General features: G+C 70.6%; 12 protein-coding genes. 7 read left to right on the forward strand and 5 right to left on the reverse strand.

The genetic code is table 11. The features are described 5' to 3' along the window. Positions 1-48 precede the first annotated feature (48 nt). The 3 genes from ABT263_RS28940 to ABT263_RS28950 all read right to left on the reverse strand — a co-directional run bounded on the left by ABT263_RS28940 (position 49) and on the right by ABT263_RS28950 (position 6,074). Positions 49-1,269, reverse strand: a complete 1,221-nt coding sequence (locus tag ABT263_RS28940; RefSeq protein ID WP_352294770.1) for an ATP-grasp domain-containing protein — start codon at positions 1,267-1,269, stop codon at positions 49-51. A 165-nt stretch (positions 1,270-1,434) separates the two neighbouring features. Further along, entirely contained in the window at positions 1,435-2,598 is a 1,164-nt protein-coding gene (locus ABT263_RS28945; protein ID WP_352294772.1) for a cytochrome P450, read from the reverse strand. Between the two features lie 299 nt (positions 2,599-2,897). After that, positions 2,898-6,074, reverse strand: a complete 3,177-nt coding sequence (locus tag ABT263_RS28950; RefSeq protein WP_352294774.1) for a non-ribosomal peptide synthetase — start codon at positions 6,072-6,074, stop codon at positions 2,898-2,900. 751 nt (positions 6,075-6,825) lie between these two features. Between ABT263_RS28950 and ABT263_RS28955 the strand changes: the two genes are divergently transcribed. Further along, positions 6,826-7,731 carry a phytanoyl-CoA dioxygenase family protein gene (locus ABT263_RS28955; protein ID WP_352294776.1) on the forward strand — a complete coding sequence of 302 codons (906 nt, stop codon included), beginning with the start codon at positions 6,826-6,828 and terminating at the stop codon, positions 7,729-7,731. Between the two features lie 153 nt (positions 7,732-7,884). On the opposite strand, the gene ABT263_RS28960 is transcribed toward ABT263_RS28955, so the two are convergent. Further along, entirely contained in the window at positions 7,885-9,132 is a 1,248-nt protein-coding gene (locus tag ABT263_RS28960; protein WP_352294778.1) for an MFS transporter, read from the reverse strand. A 480-nt stretch (positions 9,133-9,612) separates the two neighbouring features. Between ABT263_RS28960 and ABT263_RS28965 the strand changes: the two genes are divergently transcribed. From ABT263_RS28965 to ABT263_RS28985, 5 genes are all read left to right on the forward strand, one after another. After that, positions 9,613-10,083 carry a phosphopantetheine-binding protein gene (locus ABT263_RS28965; RefSeq protein ID WP_352294780.1) on the forward strand — a complete coding sequence of 157 codons (471 nt, stop codon included), beginning with the start codon at positions 9,613-9,615 and terminating at the stop codon, positions 10,081-10,083. A 98-nt stretch (positions 10,084-10,181) separates the two neighbouring features. Continuing rightward, positions 10,182-12,107, forward strand: coding sequence for a B12-binding domain-containing radical SAM protein (locus ABT263_RS28970; protein ID WP_352294782.1), 1,926 nt, complete (start codon positions 10,182-10,184; stop codon positions 12,105-12,107). Between the two features lie 28 nt (positions 12,108-12,135). After that, positions 12,136-12,405: a hypothetical protein gene (locus tag ABT263_RS28975; protein ID WP_352294784.1), complete on the forward strand. Its 270-nt coding sequence runs from the start codon at positions 12,136-12,138 to the stop codon at positions 12,403-12,405. Positions 12,406-12,425: 20 nt separating this feature from the next. After that, the gene (locus ABT263_RS28980) at positions 12,426-13,370 is read left to right on the forward strand and encodes a chlorinating enzyme (protein WP_352294786.1); all 945 of its coding nucleotides are present in this window, start codon (positions 12,426-12,428) and stop codon (positions 13,368-13,370) included. 57 nt (positions 13,371-13,427) lie between these two features. Next, the gene (locus ABT263_RS28985; protein WP_352294788.1) at positions 13,428-14,435 is read left to right on the forward strand and encodes a helix-turn-helix domain-containing protein; all 1,008 of its coding nucleotides are present in this window, start codon (positions 13,428-13,430) and stop codon (positions 14,433-14,435) included. A gap of 73 nt (positions 14,436-14,508) precedes the next feature. Here ABT263_RS28985 and ABT263_RS28990 read toward each other — a convergent pair whose 3' ends face one another. Next, the gene (locus ABT263_RS28990; protein WP_352294790.1) at positions 14,509-15,315 is read right to left on the reverse strand and encodes an exodeoxyribonuclease III; all 807 of its coding nucleotides are present in this window, start codon (positions 15,313-15,315) and stop codon (positions 14,509-14,511) included. Between the two features lie 284 nt (positions 15,316-15,599). On the opposite strand from ABT263_RS28990, the gene ABT263_RS28995 reads away from it, so the two are divergent. Further along, positions 15,600-16,373, forward strand: coding sequence for a GntR family transcriptional regulator (locus ABT263_RS28995; protein ID WP_329486249.1), 774 nt, complete (start codon positions 15,600-15,602; stop codon positions 16,371-16,373). Positions 16,374-16,466 lie beyond the last annotated feature (93 nt).

Consider the following 16,466-nt stretch of genomic DNA (forward strand, 5'->3'; position numbering starts at 1 on the left):
GGTGGTCGGGGCAGCGGTGGTCGGCGGGGCGGTGGTCGTGGCGCCGGCCTACGGCAGGCTCTTCGCCTCGTGCAGCTCGGTGACCAGCCGGATGGCCTCGTCCATGCGCTTCGCGCAGTGATCGACGTCGTCCCCCTCGACGAGGGCCCAGGCGACGGCGATCGACGTGGTCTTGAGCTCCTTCATGACCTCGCCCACCGGCGCCTTCATCCGGACGTGACGCACCCCGGGCAGGCTCTCCAGGTCCTCCTGCGTCACACCGTTGCGGAAACCGGACTTGACCGGCAGGCACACGAAGCCCATGACGCCGGTGGGTTCGAAATCGGGCGCCGGCACGGGCGCGTCGATGTGGACGAGGGCGTGTGCCGCCCAGAGGCTGACCCCGACGGTGTGCTGTGCGCTGATGCTGACCAGGCCGCCGGCCGGGCGCCAGGCGAGCTCACCGGCGACGAACCGGCCCGGGCCACCGAACACTTCGAGGTGGAAGACGGTGTTGCGGCCGCCGAGCGCCGACCGGCAGCGTTCGGCGAAGGCACGGGCCTCCTCGTAGAGTTCCGGGTACGCCTCGGGCGGGAGGGCGATCGAACGGAACGGGTTCCCGTTCTTCGCCTCGATGCACGGGTTCACGTCGCGCGACACCATGAAGGTCTCGATCCGGCCGTCGACGACGACGCCGTCGAAGTGCCACTCGTCCCCCGCCTGCCACTCCTCCACCATGAACGCGTCGAGTTCCGGTGTGGCGGTCAGCCGGTCGAACAACTCCTCGGCGGTTTCGGCCCGGAAGACGAGATGGGCGCCGCCGTCGGCCGTCGGCTTGACGATGTAGGGAGGAGCGAGGTCGCCGAGCGCGTCGCGGAACCCGGCGACCGAGGTCGGCCGCTCGGGGAACACCACGAACCGCGCCGTCGGTACGCCGTGCCGCTGCCAGAGGGTCTTCTGCAGCGGTTTGTCGCGACCGGCGAGCGCCACCCGGGCGTCCATCGGCTTCCGGCACCCGAGGATGTCGTTCAGGATGGCGGCGGTGGTCACCGCGAACTCGTGGCCCGAGACGACGACGTCGACCTGGTCGGCGACACCGAGGTGGATCAGGGCGGCCCAGGCGAGTTCCGGCCGGTCGAAGGAGGGGAGGAACGCGCGGTGCGCGATCAGGCCCTGGCAGGCCTCCATCACCACGCGGTCGTGCGCCACGTACAACACCGTGACGGTGTGGCCGAGGCGGGCCAGCTCCTCGATCGCTTCTTGTTCCGCACCTAGAAGAACGACGTTCACCTTGTACCAGATCCCTCGGTTCGACGGATGTGTCTGCTCAGCTCCGGTCTGCGCCGCGCTGCCCGGTGCTGCGCCGTGCTGGTCTGTCCGGCGCTGCTCTGCCCTGCGCTGTGCTGCGCTGCCCGGCCCTGCGCTGCTCCGCGCTGCTTGCGCTGCCTGCGCTGCTCAGCGATCGAGGTACACCGGAAGGGTGTCCAGGCTCCGCACGGTGGCGGTGGTGCGGCGGGTGGGCTCCGCCGCGAGGCGCAGCCGTACGCCCTCGTCGCTCAGCGCGTTGATCACCGCGGTGACGCTCAGCTTGCCGAACTCGGAGCCGAAGCAGGCGTGCGGCCCCGAGCCGAAGCCCAGGTGCGGGTTCGGCCGGCGGTCCAGGTCGATGTCCTGCGGGTCGGCGAAGACCCGGGGGTCGCGGTTGGCGGCGGCGAGCAGCGTCACCACGTTGTCGCCCGCCGCGATGCGGGTGCCCTCGATCAGGGTGTCCGCGACCGCGATCCTGCTGGTTCCCTGCGCCGGCCCGTCGTACCGGATCAGCTCGTCGACGCCGGTCACCGAGCGGGACGGGCGGGACAGCTCCGGCAGCAGGTCGGGCACGGTCGCCAGCAGGTGTGCCGCGTTGCCGACCATGGCGAAGATCGTCCCGTAGCTGGCGTTGAACATCATGGCGGCCGAGTTTCGGATGTAGTGGCTGCCGGAGAACTCCTTGTCCGCCCGCCGGATGAGGTTCGCGATCAGGCCGTTGTCGCCCTCGGGGCGCGGGAACCAGCTCTCGCCGAGGTCGTTCAGGCGCTTGCGCGCGGCATCTCCCTGCGGGATGTTCTCCGGCGCGAGGCCCGAATCCATCCGGAGCGCGATGCCGTGCGAGATCTCCGCGTAGTCCGCGTCGTCGGGTTCGGGGACGCCGAGCAGGGCCGCGGAGATGTGCAGGGCGAAGGGCGCGGACACGTCCGCCATCAGGTCGAACGGCTCGCCCGGCCGCTGGGCGGCCAGTCGCCCGCGCACGAAGTCGACCGCCTGGCGGAACAGCCGGTCCTTGTCCTGCGAGCGCATCGCGCTCACCAGGAGCTGGCGCAGCGGGTTCTGCTCCGGCGGGTCCATCATCTGCACGTTCTGGCGGAAGTCCGGGATCTTCTCCCCGACCCGGCTGGGGTCCCGCGCGAAGGTCGCGTGCTCGCGGAGCACGCGCACGCAGTCCGCGTGCCGGACGACCACCCACGCGCGCATGCCGGCATGCCAGTGGACGGGCTGCTCCTCAAGCATCCTGGTGTAGGTCGGATAGGGATCCCTGAGCATGGCCGGGGACAGCGGATCGTAGGTCGGGGTGGGGGTCACCAGGCTCCGCCTTCGTGTCATCGGGGTGGAGAACGCACGCCGCCGCGCGTTCGACGCGGGGCGGCGTGCGTCCGGTGTCTTTCACGAATTCCTTGTTCTCACTGCGGGATCACTCGACCCGGGGACCGGGCGTAGCTCACCGGTCCTCCGCCGTGTCTCAGTGGTTGTACGACATGGACGTCACCCCCGTTCCGCGAGCAGTGGCACGAGCCGGGCAGGTGTCGGGTGCTCGGACGCGGCCCCGCGTGGCAGGTCCGCACCGAGCGCCGCGGTGTCTCAGTGGTTGTAGGACATGGACGTCACCCCCGTTCGGCGAGCAGTTGCACAAGTCCGGCAGGCGTCGGGTGCTCGAACACGTCACGGAGCGGCAGGTCGACACCGAGCCGCCCGTGAATGTCGTGCGCGACCCGTACCATGCCGAGTGAATGGCCGCCCCGTGCGAAGAAGTTCTGGTGGACGTCGGCCACCGGCACTCCCAGCACCTCGGCGAACACGTCGCAGACGGTCTGCTCCGCCCCTTCGGCCGGCGGCCGGCCGGCGGACTCCTCGGTCAGCGCCGGCAGCGCCTTCCGGTCGAGCTTCCCGTTGGGAGTCAACGGCAGGGCCTCGACCATCTGGAACCCGGTGGGCACCATGTGGAGCGGCAGCGACTCGGCCGCGTGTCGGCGCAGGGCGGTCGGCGTCAGCGTCTCGGTCGCGGGCACGACGTAGGCGACCAGGCGGGTGGCCGGGGTGTGCTTGTTGACCGCGAGCACGGCGACCTGGACCACCTCGTCGTGACCGCGCAGCACGGCCTCGATCTCGCCGAGCTCGATGCGGAAGCCCCGGACCTTCAGCTGGTCGTCCACCCGGCCCATGAACACGAGCTGCCCGTCGGCGCGCCAGCGCACCACGTCCCCGGTCCGGTACATCCGGCTGCCCGGCGGGCCGAAAGGATCGGCGACGTACCGGTCGGCGGTGAGGCCGGGCCGGTTGAGGTACCCGCGGGCCAGCTGCACCCCCGCGATGTACAACTCGCCGGCGACGCCCGGCGGTACCGGCTGGAGCCACCGGTCGAGGACGTAGGTCCGCATGTTGTCGACGGGTCGGCCGATCGGCGCCTCCTCCGGCCAGTCGTCGGGATCGGCGGGCAGGGCGAACGAGGTGGCCACATGGGTTTCGGTGGGGCCGTAGTAGTTGGCCAGCCGGCGGTCCGGCACGGCGCGGTGGAACGCCGCCAGTTCGGGGGTCAGCGCCAGGCTCTCACCGCCCTGGATCACGTGCCGCAACCGGGGCAGTTCGGTCCCGGCGGCCTGACTGATGTCGACGATCGCGGCGAGGACGAGATTGGGCACGAAGACCTCGTCGACCTCGCTCTTCTCCAGCCACGTCACCAGCTTGTCGAGGTCCCGGCGGGTCTCCTCGTCCGGGAGCTCGACGCAGCCGCCGCGCACCGTGGCGATCAGGATCTCCACCAGCGCCACGTCGAAGCTGATCGACGAGAAGTTGGCGATCCGGTGGGTGGCCGCGCCGTCCGACGTCGCGGACACCCGCTCGTACCACCTGATGAGGTTCACCAGGGCGGAGCCGGGCATCACCACCGCCTTCGGCAGCCCGGTCGACCCCGAGGTGTAGATCATGTAGCAGGGGTGGGCCGGCAGCAACGGCGTGACCCGGTCCGCGTCCGTCAGGTTGCCGTCCGCCATGCCCTGCTCGTCGACCGGTCCGGTCAGCACGAGTTGGGGATCGCTGTCCTTGAGCATGAACGCCACCCGCTCCGGCGGGTACTCCGGATCGACGGGACAGTAGGCCGCGCCGGCCTTCAGCGTGCCCCACACCGCGACGATCAGGTCCACGGACCGGGCCATCGACAACGCGACGACCGACTCCGGCCCGATGCCGCGGCCGGCCAGGTGGCGGGCGACCCGGTTCGCCCGCGCGTTCAGCTCGCCGTAGGTCAGTGCCGAATCCCCGCACCGCACCGCCACCGCGTCCGGGGTCGCGGCGGCCCGCGCCTCCAGCAGTTCGGGCAGCGCGCTCTGCGCCACGTCCCTCGCCGTGTCGTTCCAGGCGGTGAGGACGTTCGAGAGCTCGGTCGCGGAGAGGATGGTGACGGCGCCGATGGTCCGGTTGGCGTCGGCCGCCATGGCCGTGAGCACGCGGACGAGCCGGGCCGTGATCGTCTGGGCGCTCGCGCGGTCGAACAGGTCGGTGTCGAACCGCAGGTCGCAGACGAGGCCTGCCGCCGTCCCGTCCGGCCCGTGGCGTGCGTCGACGTTCAGGTGCAGGTCGAACCCGGACGCTCCGAACCCGGGCGCTCCGAGGTCGGGCACGTCCGCGGTCGTGCGCAGCCCGGCCGGCCGCCAGTCGACCGCGCGGGCTCCGGCGGTCACGAGGACCTGGCACAGCGGGTTCCGGCCCGGGACCCGCGCCGGATCGACGGCCCGCACGACGTGCTCGAACGGCACGTCCTGGTGCGCGAAGGCGGCCAGGTCGACCTCACGAACCCGGTCGAGCAACTCCGCGAAGGTGGGGTTTCCCGCGAGACCGGTGCGCAGCACGACCGTGTTCGCCACGAGTCCGACGACGTCTTCCGACGCCTCGTCGGGGCGCCCCGGGGTGAGCGTGCCGATCGGCACGTCCACGTCGCCGGTGAGCCGGCTGAGGAGCACGGCCAGCGCGGCCTGGACGATCATGAACATCGTCGTCCCGGTACGGTGCGACAGCTCGACCAGCCGTGCGTGCTCCTCGGGGGAGACCTCGAAGCGCACCGAGTCCTCGCCGCGACTCGGCGCCGCCGGGCGCGGGCGGTCGAACGGCAGCCCGATCTCGCCGCCCAGCCCTGACAACGTCTCCCGCCAGAAGGCCAGTTGCCGCGCCGCGAGGCTGTGCGGATCCGACGCGTCACCGAGGCGCCGCAGCTGCCGCAGCACGTGGTCGGCGTACTGCACGGGCGGCTTCGCCCAGACCGGGGCGGCGCCCCGGCACCGGGCCTCGTACGCCAGGGTGAGATCGCGGCCGAGCGGGGCCATCGACCCGCCGTCGCAGGCCGTGCGGTGCAGTGTCAGCACCAGGACGTGGTCGTCCGCGGCGATCCGGAACAGGCCGGCGCGGACGGGTATCTCCGTCGCGAGGTCGAAGGTGTGCGCCGCGGCGGCGGCGACCTCCCGCTCCAGGGCGGAGGGTGCGACGGTGCGGGTGTCGAAGACCGGGCGGGCGTCCGGAAGCACGCGTTGGACCGGCACCCCCGCCACGGGCACGATCACGGTGCGCAGGCTCTCGTGACGCAGGACGACGTCGGTCAGGGCCGCTTCGAGCGCGGCCCGGTCCAGTGCGCCGTGGAGCCGCAGGACGAGCGGGACCTGGTGGGTCGACGTGGTGCCGTGCACCCGGTCGAGGAACCAGAGGCGGAACTGGCCGGAGGAGACCGGCAGCGGATCCGGCCGTCGCAGGGGTCCTGACTGCTCCGGCTCGGCCAACGGCGCGATGTCGTTCAATACTGCTCCTCTTCGGTGCGTTCTCGGACACCGTCAGCGGTTCCCCGTGTCCCCACCGGGCGGATCGCCCGCCGTTGGAGAGTCGCACACGACGACGATCGGTTCGAGTGGTCGACGAATGATTCCGGTCAGGAGAACACACGGAACACTCCACCAGCCTGGTGCCAGCGGCTTTGCTCGAGTTCCGGGCTGTCACCGCAGTCACGCCCGCCACGCGCTCCCCGCCGTGCTGGCCGGTCAGGAACACGAAAGGGGGAAGGCGAACGGGACTTGTCCGGCCTCATACTGGCCGAGATTCGTTGTCGACCGGCATCCGTTCTCCTATCCCCCCCTCGGACCCGCCATCACATGGTGATACGGCCCCCCACTGCTACGGTCACCAGGCACGATCCCGCCGCGATGGCCGTCCCGCGGCCGCGGTCACACTCCCGCCCAACTGGCCTCGCACCATGACAAATTGACGGAGCGCGCGTGGATGGCCCGGCGAACGGGCCGGGCGGCCCCGCCGGCATCACCGCCCGAACTCCCGCCGTAGTCGCCGCCCCCGGCCGAAGGAGATCCATCACCGGCCCGACGTTGATCGACGACCTCATCGCCGGGCCCGGCGAATCCCCCGGCCGGGCCGTGGCGTCACCTCGAAGCGAAAGCCCGGAAGCGCTCTGCCGGCAGCCCGGACCCGTCGGGAGCTTGTACACGCCCTGGCTTGGTGCGAGACTGGCGCGGCCACGGAAGTCGCGATTAGGGGGTCGCATTGAACGTCCCAGAGAGCGTCCGCGCGGAGTACGAGGAGCAGGGCTTCAGCATTATCCGCGACGTCATTCCGAAGGATTTGCTGGAGGAGATCAGGGCCCATGTCGGCTGGCTCACCGATCGCTATCCGGACCTCCGCCCGGAACATCTCCACCATCCGCTGATACGCAATGACGCATTCTGGGTGAGACTCGTCTCCGACCCCCGGCTGGTGGATATCGCCGAATTCTTCCTCGGCCCGGACGTCGCGTGCTTCACGGCGCACTACATCTGCAAGCCCCCCCAGGACGGCCAGCCGGTGCTCTGGCACCAGGACGGTTCCTACTGGAACCTCGACCCGATGCGCGCACTCACCGTCTGGCTGGCCGTCGACCGGTGCACCACCGAGAACGGTTGTCTGCGGGTCATCCCCGGCAGCCATCGCATGCCGCTCCACGCGCCGGTCCGCTCGGTCGACTCGCCGAACATGCTGTTCTCGGTCTCCGAGGAGGAGCTGGTGCGGGAGTGGTCGGAGCGCAACGGTGTCGTCGACATCGAACTCGACCCGGGCGACGTCGAGATCCACCACCCGAACATCCTGCACTGCTCGGGGCCGAACACCTCGCCGCGCCGCCGCTGCGGGCTGGACATCGGATACATTCCGGCGACCACCAGGATCACCAGCGACGGCCTCTATCTGAATCCGCTCCTGGTGCGGGGCGAGCCCGTCGCCGGAATCAACAGCTACCGGCGGTATCCCTCCTATGTTCCGGAGGAGACGATCCCGTTCGCGGGCATGGAGAGCTGGGGCGAGGAGATCGCGGCCCGCAACGCCAGGAACTCCGACGAAGCCGCCGATCCGGAGACGCCGCTCGACGCCACCCACCGGATGATCGACCGGCTCCACGAAGGCACCGTCAAGCGGTGAACCCGCCTCTGTGACACAGGAGTCGGTCGAGGCGGTGTCCGGCCGCGCCGGATCCTCCCCGGACCGCCCGGGCGCCCTCCTGCGGGTCGATGTCCGCGCGCAGGAGGGCGGTTGACGGGTGATCGGGCCGCTCGTCGCCGTGCGTCCGGGGCGCTACGAGGCCGGGGCGGCCGGCTGTCCCTCCGCCCGCATGGCGCGGACTTCCCGGCTCAGCAACGGCAGCAGGCACAGGGCGATGTAGGCGACTCCGCAGGCGAGTACGACCTCCCGCGCCCCGTACGCCGCGGCGAGCGGCCCCACGGCGAGCTGCGAGAGCGGGATCGCCACGAAGGACAGCAGCTCGTCGTAGGCCGCGACCCGCGACAACGACTCCGCGGGGACGGCGGCCTGGAGCGTCGTCTCCCAGCCGATGGACGCCACGGTGAGGCCGAGCCCCCCGACGAAGGCGGCCGCCGACACGATCCACGCGTTCCCGGTCAGACCGACCGCCAGCAGCGGTAAGCCCGCCAGGGTCCCCCAGACCGCGCCGTCACGCAGCGGCCGGCGCAGGACCACCTTGACGGCCACGACGCTCATCACCAGGAGCCCGATCGCGCGTACGGTCTGCACGGTGCCCCAGCCCATGGCGCCGTCGTTCCCCGACACCACCTGTGCCCCCAGCACGTTCCACGGCCCGACGTTGGCGGCGTTGACCAGGGCGAACGAGACGGTCATGATCACCACCCAGCGCATCGACCGGAAGGTGGCCCAGCCGTCGAGGAGGTCGTGCCAGAGCGGCTCGCGCGCCGCGGGCGGCCGGCTCTCTGCCGGGATGCGCGTGAAGGCCGCGGCGGCCAGGAGGTAGGAGGCCGCGTCGGCCGCGAGGGCCCACCCGCCGCCGACCGTGGCCACCAGGACGCTGGCGAGCATGGGACCGATGATGCGCACGGTGTTCTGGCTGCTGGCCAGGAGCGCGTTGGCGCGCTGGAGGTCCTGCCGCTCGACGAGTTCGGGCACGATGCCGCGGAGCGCGGGCTGCGAGAACGCGTTCACGACGCCGCCGACGAGGGCGAGGCCGACGAACGCGACGAGCTGGTAGCGATCCGTGATCAGCAGGACGGCCATCGTGGTCATCACGGCCGCGGTGCAGAGGTTGGACAGGAGGAGCACGGTCCGCCGGCTCACCCGGTCGGCGACCGCGCCGCCCAGGAGCAGGAGCACGAGAGTGGGGATCATGTTGGCGGCCAGGACGATGCCCAGATCGGCCGCCCTGCCGGAGGCCTGGAGCACGGAGAGGGCGAGTGCGACGGTGGTCATGGACGAGCCGGCCAGGTCGACGGTCCGGCCCACGAAGAACCAGCCGAACCGGCCCTTCAGGAGGCGTTTCGTCGGGGTTGGAACTGATGTCACGGTATCTGTCACGCGGACAATATCGAGCCCGGTGGGGGGCCGGGTGAATCCTTGCGACAACAGTCGCAACAACCGCCCGGTGTCCCCGCGGTGGGGGAAGCCGACGGCGGGAAGGCCGCGCCGGGCGGCGCGGCCGGCCCGGCCCGGCCCATGGCGCCGACCTGTCCGGAACTCATGACCCCCGATGCGCCGTCGTCCGGCCGGCGCCCGTCCGCGACCGCGGTCGCGTTCTGCTCCGGACCGGTCGGCGGCGGCGCCGGCGCGCCACCGGAAAAGGCCCGTCACCAGCCACGAAACCACGTCCGTGACGAATCGTGAGCGGAACCGCCGCCGCTCCGGATCCCGGCGGACCACCGAATTGCGGCGAATCCGGACCGATCTCGGCGGCCGCCGGACTTGTACGCCAGTACAGAACTGGCAATTTCTGCTCCGTGGGCGTCTCTTGACACCGAAGTGAAGACCGGGGACTCTGATCACCGGAGCAACATATTGGTGCGTTTCCAGCTGTCGCACGGCCGACTGCCGCTCAGGAGAACGCGCGCGTTGCGGGGGTTCACGGCGCATGTCCGGTATGGACATATCCGCCGCACTCCGGCAGGTCGCACCGCTCAGGGCGGTTTCCCCTGGTGCCACACAGGGTCATGGCAAGGCGTTCCCTCGGACCGCCCGTGGACAGCGAGACTTCCGGCGAAAAGGGACACCTTGAATCCGACCGAAGCCAGGCTGGCAGAGATCTGGCGAACCGTACTGGGAATATCCGAAGTGGGTCGCGAGGACGACTTCTTCGCCATCGGCGGTGACTCCCTGCTGATGGCCAAGGCCGTCGGCCACATTCGGCGGACCTGGCTCATCGAGATCAATCTTCGGGACCTCATCGAGCGCCCGGTGCTCTCCGAACTCGCCCACTGGGTCGACCAGCGGGCGGCGGACGTCCCCGCGGCGTCGCACGCCGAGCGCGACTGACCCGGACCGGGCGGCAGGCGGGTCTTCGGCCCCACGGCCTGGGCGCCCGCGCGGAGACAGCGAACGACCCCGAGGCACGCCGAGCGAAAGGTCCTACGATGAAGTCGGTCGTGTTTGTCGACCTGCCGACCTACGAGAACATGCTTCCGCTTGCCGCCGGATACATGCAGGCGTACGCGCAGAACGACCCGAAGCTCAGGGCCTCCTACCGCTTCGAGATCGCTTCGTTCCCGGCCGCCATGGACCGAGGGCGCATCCTGGGCGAACTCCTCTCCCGGGAGGCGGACGTCTACGCCATCGGGTGCTACATCTGGAACTCGAAGCTGGTGCAGTGGCTGCTGCGTGAACTGGTCTCGAAGCGCCCCGACGCGCACTTCCTGCTCGGCGGTCCCCAGGTGATGAAGAACGCCCCGCGGTACCTGCCCGAACCCGTCGACCGGGTCTACGTCTGCAACGGCGAGGGAGAGCTGACGGTCCACGGGCTGCTCACCCAACTGGCGGCCGACCGGGCCGACCTGAGCCTCGTCCCCGGCCTGTCGTACTGGGAGGCGGGCGAGCTGGTGACGACGGAGGCGGCTCCGCGCGTCAAGAGCCTGACCGAGATCCCGTCGCCGTTCCTCACCGGCGTCTTCGACGGGCACGAATTCAGCTTCGCGATCATGGAGACGAACCGGGGGTGCCCGTTCCGTTGCAGCTTCTGCTACTGGGGGGCCGCCACCAACGACAAGGTGCACAAGTTCGAGGTGGACCGCATCAAGGCCGAGCTCGACTGGATCACCGATCACGGGTTCGCCGGGCTCTTCATCGCCGACGCCAACTGGGGCCTCGCCCCGCGGGACGTCGAACTGAGCGAGTACCTGGTGGAACGCAAGAACCTGACCGGATTCCCGTTGATGGTGAACATGGCGGCGGCCAAGAACAAGCCGGACCGCATGGCCGAGATCACGGAGATCTTCGTGCGCGGCGGGCTGATGGCCGCCCAGCCGATCTCCCTGCAGAGCCTGAGCCCCGAAGCCCTCAAGATGGTCGAGCGCCAGAACATCCGGCAGGAGACGTACACCAGTCTGCAGCGGACGCTGCGCGAGAAGGGAATCAGCTCGTACGTCGAGCTGATCTGGCCGCTCCCGGGGGAATCGTACGGCTCGTTCAAGGAGGGCGTCACGAAACTGTGCCGCTCCGATGCGGACACCCTCATCATCTATCCGCAGCTGCTCCTCAACAACACCCCCATGTTCGGCCGGCAGGAGGAGTTCGGGCTCCAGGTGGAGTCCGCGCCCAGCGAGATCGCCGAGGCGGACGTGGTGGTCGCCACCAAATGGGTTTCCCGTCGTGAGTGCGAGGACGGGTTCTGGCTCTACTACGCGATTCACTGCCTGTACAACATGCGGGGCCTGCTGCTGGTCTCCAGGTACCTCGACCGGCAGGGCGTGGTGTCCTTCGGGGACCTCTTCGCCTCGTTCGCCGAATACCTCAAGAAGGGCGACGGCGAGATATGCGACTTCATCTCCCGGTCGATCGAGAACCTCGCGAACTATGACCTCATGAACACCGGTATCACCGCCCACATGATCCTGAGTTCGCACCGCGACGAGTTCGACCGGCTGCTCTTCGATTTCGTGAGCGGCCAGGAGTGGTGGGCCGATCCGGTGGCACGCACGGCATTCGAGATGGATCTGCTGGTCCGGCCGTACGTCTACCGGGAGCCGTTCCGGCTGCCTTCCGTCGGATTCCGGGAGGTCGAGCCGGAGGCCGTGGACGACTACGCGGTGCAGGTGCGCCTGCCGCAGGGCCTGACCGAGCTGGTCGCGGTGTTCGAGGACGGCGGGACACCGGCGGTGGGGAACGACGAGGGCACCGGCGGGACGACCGTGCGGATCGACCACCGGGGCCGGCAGAAGGTGCCCTACATGGCGCGCCGCAGTCTGGAGCACAACGCGAACTACTGCCAGGGCATCGTCCTGCGGTTCCGTGAGGTGCTTCCGACCCTGAGCCGCGTCAGGACCGAGTCGATCTCCAGCAGGTGACGGAGTGCAGCGACAGGACGGAGCGTCCATGGAAACCCCAGCGGACAACGGCAAGGCCGGCGCGGCGGACCCCGCGGACGTCGTGGAGGCGCTCGTCGACTGGCTGCGCGGCGAACTCAACGACGGGACCATCTCGGCCTCGGACAACTTCCTCGACGTCGGCGGCTACTCGCTGTTGTTCTCGAAGCTGAACAGGTTCCTCGGCGCGACCTACGGCGTGGCCCTCGACATCCGGACGACCTACACCGAGCCGCTCGACGCGGCCGTGACGAAGATGCAGCCGGCACAGAAGCGGTAGAGACGATGGAGGGGAAGGACATGAGCAGCTCCGAGCGCACGGATTTCTCGCTCACACCCGACGAGTTGGCGTCGTTCCACCGGAGCGGCTTCCTCGGACCGGTGACCGTCTACGGCGAGGACGAGATGGACCGGATCTGGAGGACCGTCCAGCGCGAGTCGCTGGACCGGTCGCGGGCCGCGTACCCCGAGGCCGCGGGCAGCGGGGCCGGGAACATCGTCAACTACGACCGCCACCTCGACATCGACGTGCTGGCCCGGCACGTGCTGAACCGGAAGATCGTGGACCGGGTGACGTCCATCCTCGGCCCGGACGTGCTCTGCTGGCGCACCGAGTTCTTCCCCAAGTACCCCGGGGACGAGGGCACCGACTGGCACCAGGCGGACACCTTCGCGAACGCCAGCGGCAAGCCCCAACTGCTGTGGCCCGGAGAGTCCGAGACCGAGTTCGGGGCGGGCACGCTCACGGTGTGGACCGCCTTCACGGACTCGACCCGTGAGAACGGCTGCCTGCAGATCATTCCCGGCACCCAGCACGAGCGGAACTACGACGAGACGCGGCGCATGGAGTACGACGCGCAGCGCATCAACTCCGAGGTCAAGAACGGCGTCAGGCGGGGGTTCTTCGGGTACGACTACCGCCAGCTCCAGGTCGATCCCGACTGGCGGCCGAGCGAGGAGGACGCCGTCCCCCTGGTGATGAAGAAGGGCCAGAGCGTCATCTTCTGGTCGACGCTGATGCACGCCTCGCTGCCGAACAGCACCGAGGACAGCTACCGGATGGGGTTCGCCTGTCGGTACGTTCCGACGAAGGTGCGGATCTACCCGGACACGGATCACATCGAGGAGTACGGCGGTGCCATCTCCCTGGAGAAGTGGGCGGCCGTGCTGGTGAGCGGCGAGGACACCTTCGCCCACAACAGGATCGCCGAGGAGGGCCGGTACGGCGGGCGGCGCGTCGGGTAGCCGGCCCGGGGCCGGGTGATTCCCTTGATCGCGGCGGTCGTCGTAGGCTGTCACGCCGTGACCCTCTTGCGCTTCGGACCGGACGCGTTGCAGGCGAGCCGGTTCGCCGTGTCCCCGCTCGCCGAGACGCTCAGCGAGATCACCCTGCTGCGGCAGGCGTGGGACCGCGGGGTCACGGGCCCCCGCGTCGAGGCGTTCGGCCGCTGGCTGACCGCGGGCCCGTTCGTCGGCGGTCTGCTGCGGCTGGTGACGGCCACCAAGTACCTGCCCGACTTCGTGGCCATTCCACCTCCCGGGGGGCTCACCGGCAGTCTGGCCGACGAGCTGGCGGCCATGCGCGCGATCGACGACCCGGCGGCACGCGCCATGCTCGCCGAGGCGCAGCGGTTCGCCTGGACCAGCGACGGGATCGCCTGGGCCGGGGTCGACGGGATCACCCGCCGCACCGCCGACGTCTTCACCGACCTCTGGGCGCAGTTCGTGGAGCCGGACTGGCAGCGGCGCCGGGCCGTCATGGAACGCGACATCCGCCACCGGGCGGGCGTGATCGCGGTCAGCGGGTGGCGGCACGCGCTGGAGGGCATGGCGCCCGGCGTCCAGTGGGTCGGTCACGACGCGATCCAGTTCTCCACGCAGAACTACGCCGACCGCCACATCGGGAGCGACGGCCTCGTCTTCGTCCCGCACACCGGGCTGTCCGGCCAGTGGACCTGTGAGTCGCCCTCGCGGATCGCGTTCGTGTACCCGGCCAAGGGCGCCCTGGCCGCGGACTCGCGGGGAGACGGCGGGGTGGCCCGGCTGCTCGGTCGGGGCCGGGCCAGTGTCGTCGCCGAGTTGCGGATGTCGGCGACCCCGTCCCAACTGGCGGTCGTGCTCGGTGTCTCGCTCGGCACGGTCTCCGCCCACCTGGCGGCGCTGCGCGAGGCCGGGGTCGTGACCACCCGGCGGAGCGGCCGCGCGGTGTACTACGAGCTCACGCCGGTCGGCGACGAGCTCGCCCGTCTCGTCACGGCCGGCGGCGGGCCCGGACCGGTCGGCCCGGCGGCCGCGGAGGCGGGCCGCTGAGGAGGCCGCGCGGTCACGGTGCCGGCGACGGGCCGGCGGGTACGCGGACCCGCCGGCCGTCCGTCTCCGGGGGTCAGTCGTCGCCGAAGTCGAACGCCGCGGTGACGGGTGCGTGGTCGGACCACCGCTCGGCGTGGGTGGCCGCTCGTTCGACGCGGGCCTCGACGCACTTCGCCGCCAGGCCCGGGGTCGTCACGATGAGGTCGATCCGCCAGCCCGAGTCGTTGTCGAAGGCGCGGCCGCGGTAGGACCACCAGGAGTAGGGGCCGGTGCGGTCGGGGTGGAGGCGGCGGACGACGTCGACGTAGCCGGCCTCCTCGTAGACCCGGGTGAGCCAGGCGCGCTCCTCGGGGAGGAATCCGGCCGACTTCTGGTTGGCCTTCCAGTTCTTGAGGTCCTCGGGGCGGTGGGCGATGTTCCAGTCGCCGCACACCACGACCTCGCGGCCCTCGGCGGCGGCGCGGGTGCGGAGTTTGCCGAGGTGCACCAGGAACTCCGCCATGAAGCGTTCCTTCTCCTCCTGGCGTTCGGTGCCGACTTCACCGGAGGGGAGATAGAGACTGGCCAGGGTGAGCCCCGGCAGGTCGATTTCTACATACCTGCCCGAATTGTCGAATTCCGCCGACTCGAATCCGACCACCGTGCGCTCCGGCTGCTGCCGCGACAGCACGGCCACTCCCGCGCGGCCCTTGGCGGAGGACGGTGCCCAGACCGCGTGCCACCCCTCCAGGTCGCGCAGTTCCACGGGCAGCTGCCCGGGCTCGGAGCGCACCTCCTGCAGGCAGATCACGTCCGCCTCGGTGGCCGCCAGCCACTCGATGAAGCCCTTCTTGGCCGCCGCACGGATTCCGTTCACGTTCACACTCGTCACCACGATCACCCGGGCAGCCTACCGAGCCCGGTGGCCGGCCCGGTGCCCGACGCGGTGGGGCGCCGTCCGTTTGTCGGCCTGTCGTGAACGCGGCATGAATCCGCGCGACATCGGCGCCAACCGCCGTCATTGGTCTTGACCATCTCCCGACACAGCCCCTAGGGTCACTTACTGCAAAGACCTTTAATAAAGAAGGACGGATAAAGCCCGCTCTCCCACCTGCCGCAACAGCGGACAGCGGGCCGGGTCCGCCCTCCTTTCGGCAGGGCGGACAGAGCAGGGTGGAGGCCACGGTGGGAACGACAGGGCAGCTCACGGCGGTACCGGAACCGAAGTACTGGCACCTGCGCACGGTGCTGCTCCGCGCGATCGACACGGAGTTCTCCACCGGACAGGTCCTCCCCAACGAGCGCGAGCTCTCGGCCCGCTTCGGCGTGGCCCGGGCCACCCTGCGCCAGGCGCTCGACCAGCTGGAGCTGGAGGGCCGGCTGGTCCGCCGCCGGGGCATCGGCACCCTGATCGCCGCCCCCCGGGTCGGCGTTCCGGTCAACCGCCACGAGGAGGGCTGGCCGGGCACCGCCCGCAGCCAGGCCTGGCGCACCGTCGACTGCACCACCGCCCCCGCCACCGCGCAGCTCGCCCAGGGCCTCGGCATCGCCGAGGGCGCCACCGTGCACACCGTGCGCCGGGTCCGGATGGTCCAGGGCAAGAACGTCGCCACCGAGTCGCTGCACGTACCGGCCTCCGCCCTGCCGCACCTGCCCGGCTTCCGCGCCGAGAGCGACCGGGCCCGCTCGGTGCTGCGCCAGCTGGAGCGCCTGGAGGTCGACGGCGAGTCCCGCTCGGTCGAGCTGGGCGTCGCCGAGGCCGAGCAGGCCGCCCTGCTGGAGCGTCCGCCGGGCTCGCCGGTGCTGGTGATGACCACCCAGTACGCGGCCGCCGGCCGGCTGGTCGCGCTGGCCGTCTCCACCTACCGCGCGGACACCTGCAAGCTCACCTTCGGCGAGACCGGTCTGGTGGAGGTCACCCCCGTCAGTGCCGGCACCGAGGTGCGCACCGCCTCCTGAACCATCTGTCGCACACCCTCAGGCCCAGGCCCGGACGCCCCCGCAGGCAGCCGGGCCTGAGTCGTTCCCGGCGACGCCGGCCCCGGTCGGACC

The sequence above is a fragment of the Kitasatospora sp. NPDC001603 genome (assembly GCF_040298365.1).
Classification (GTDB): domain Bacteria; phylum Actinomycetota; class Actinomycetes; order Streptomycetales; family Streptomycetaceae; genus Kitasatospora.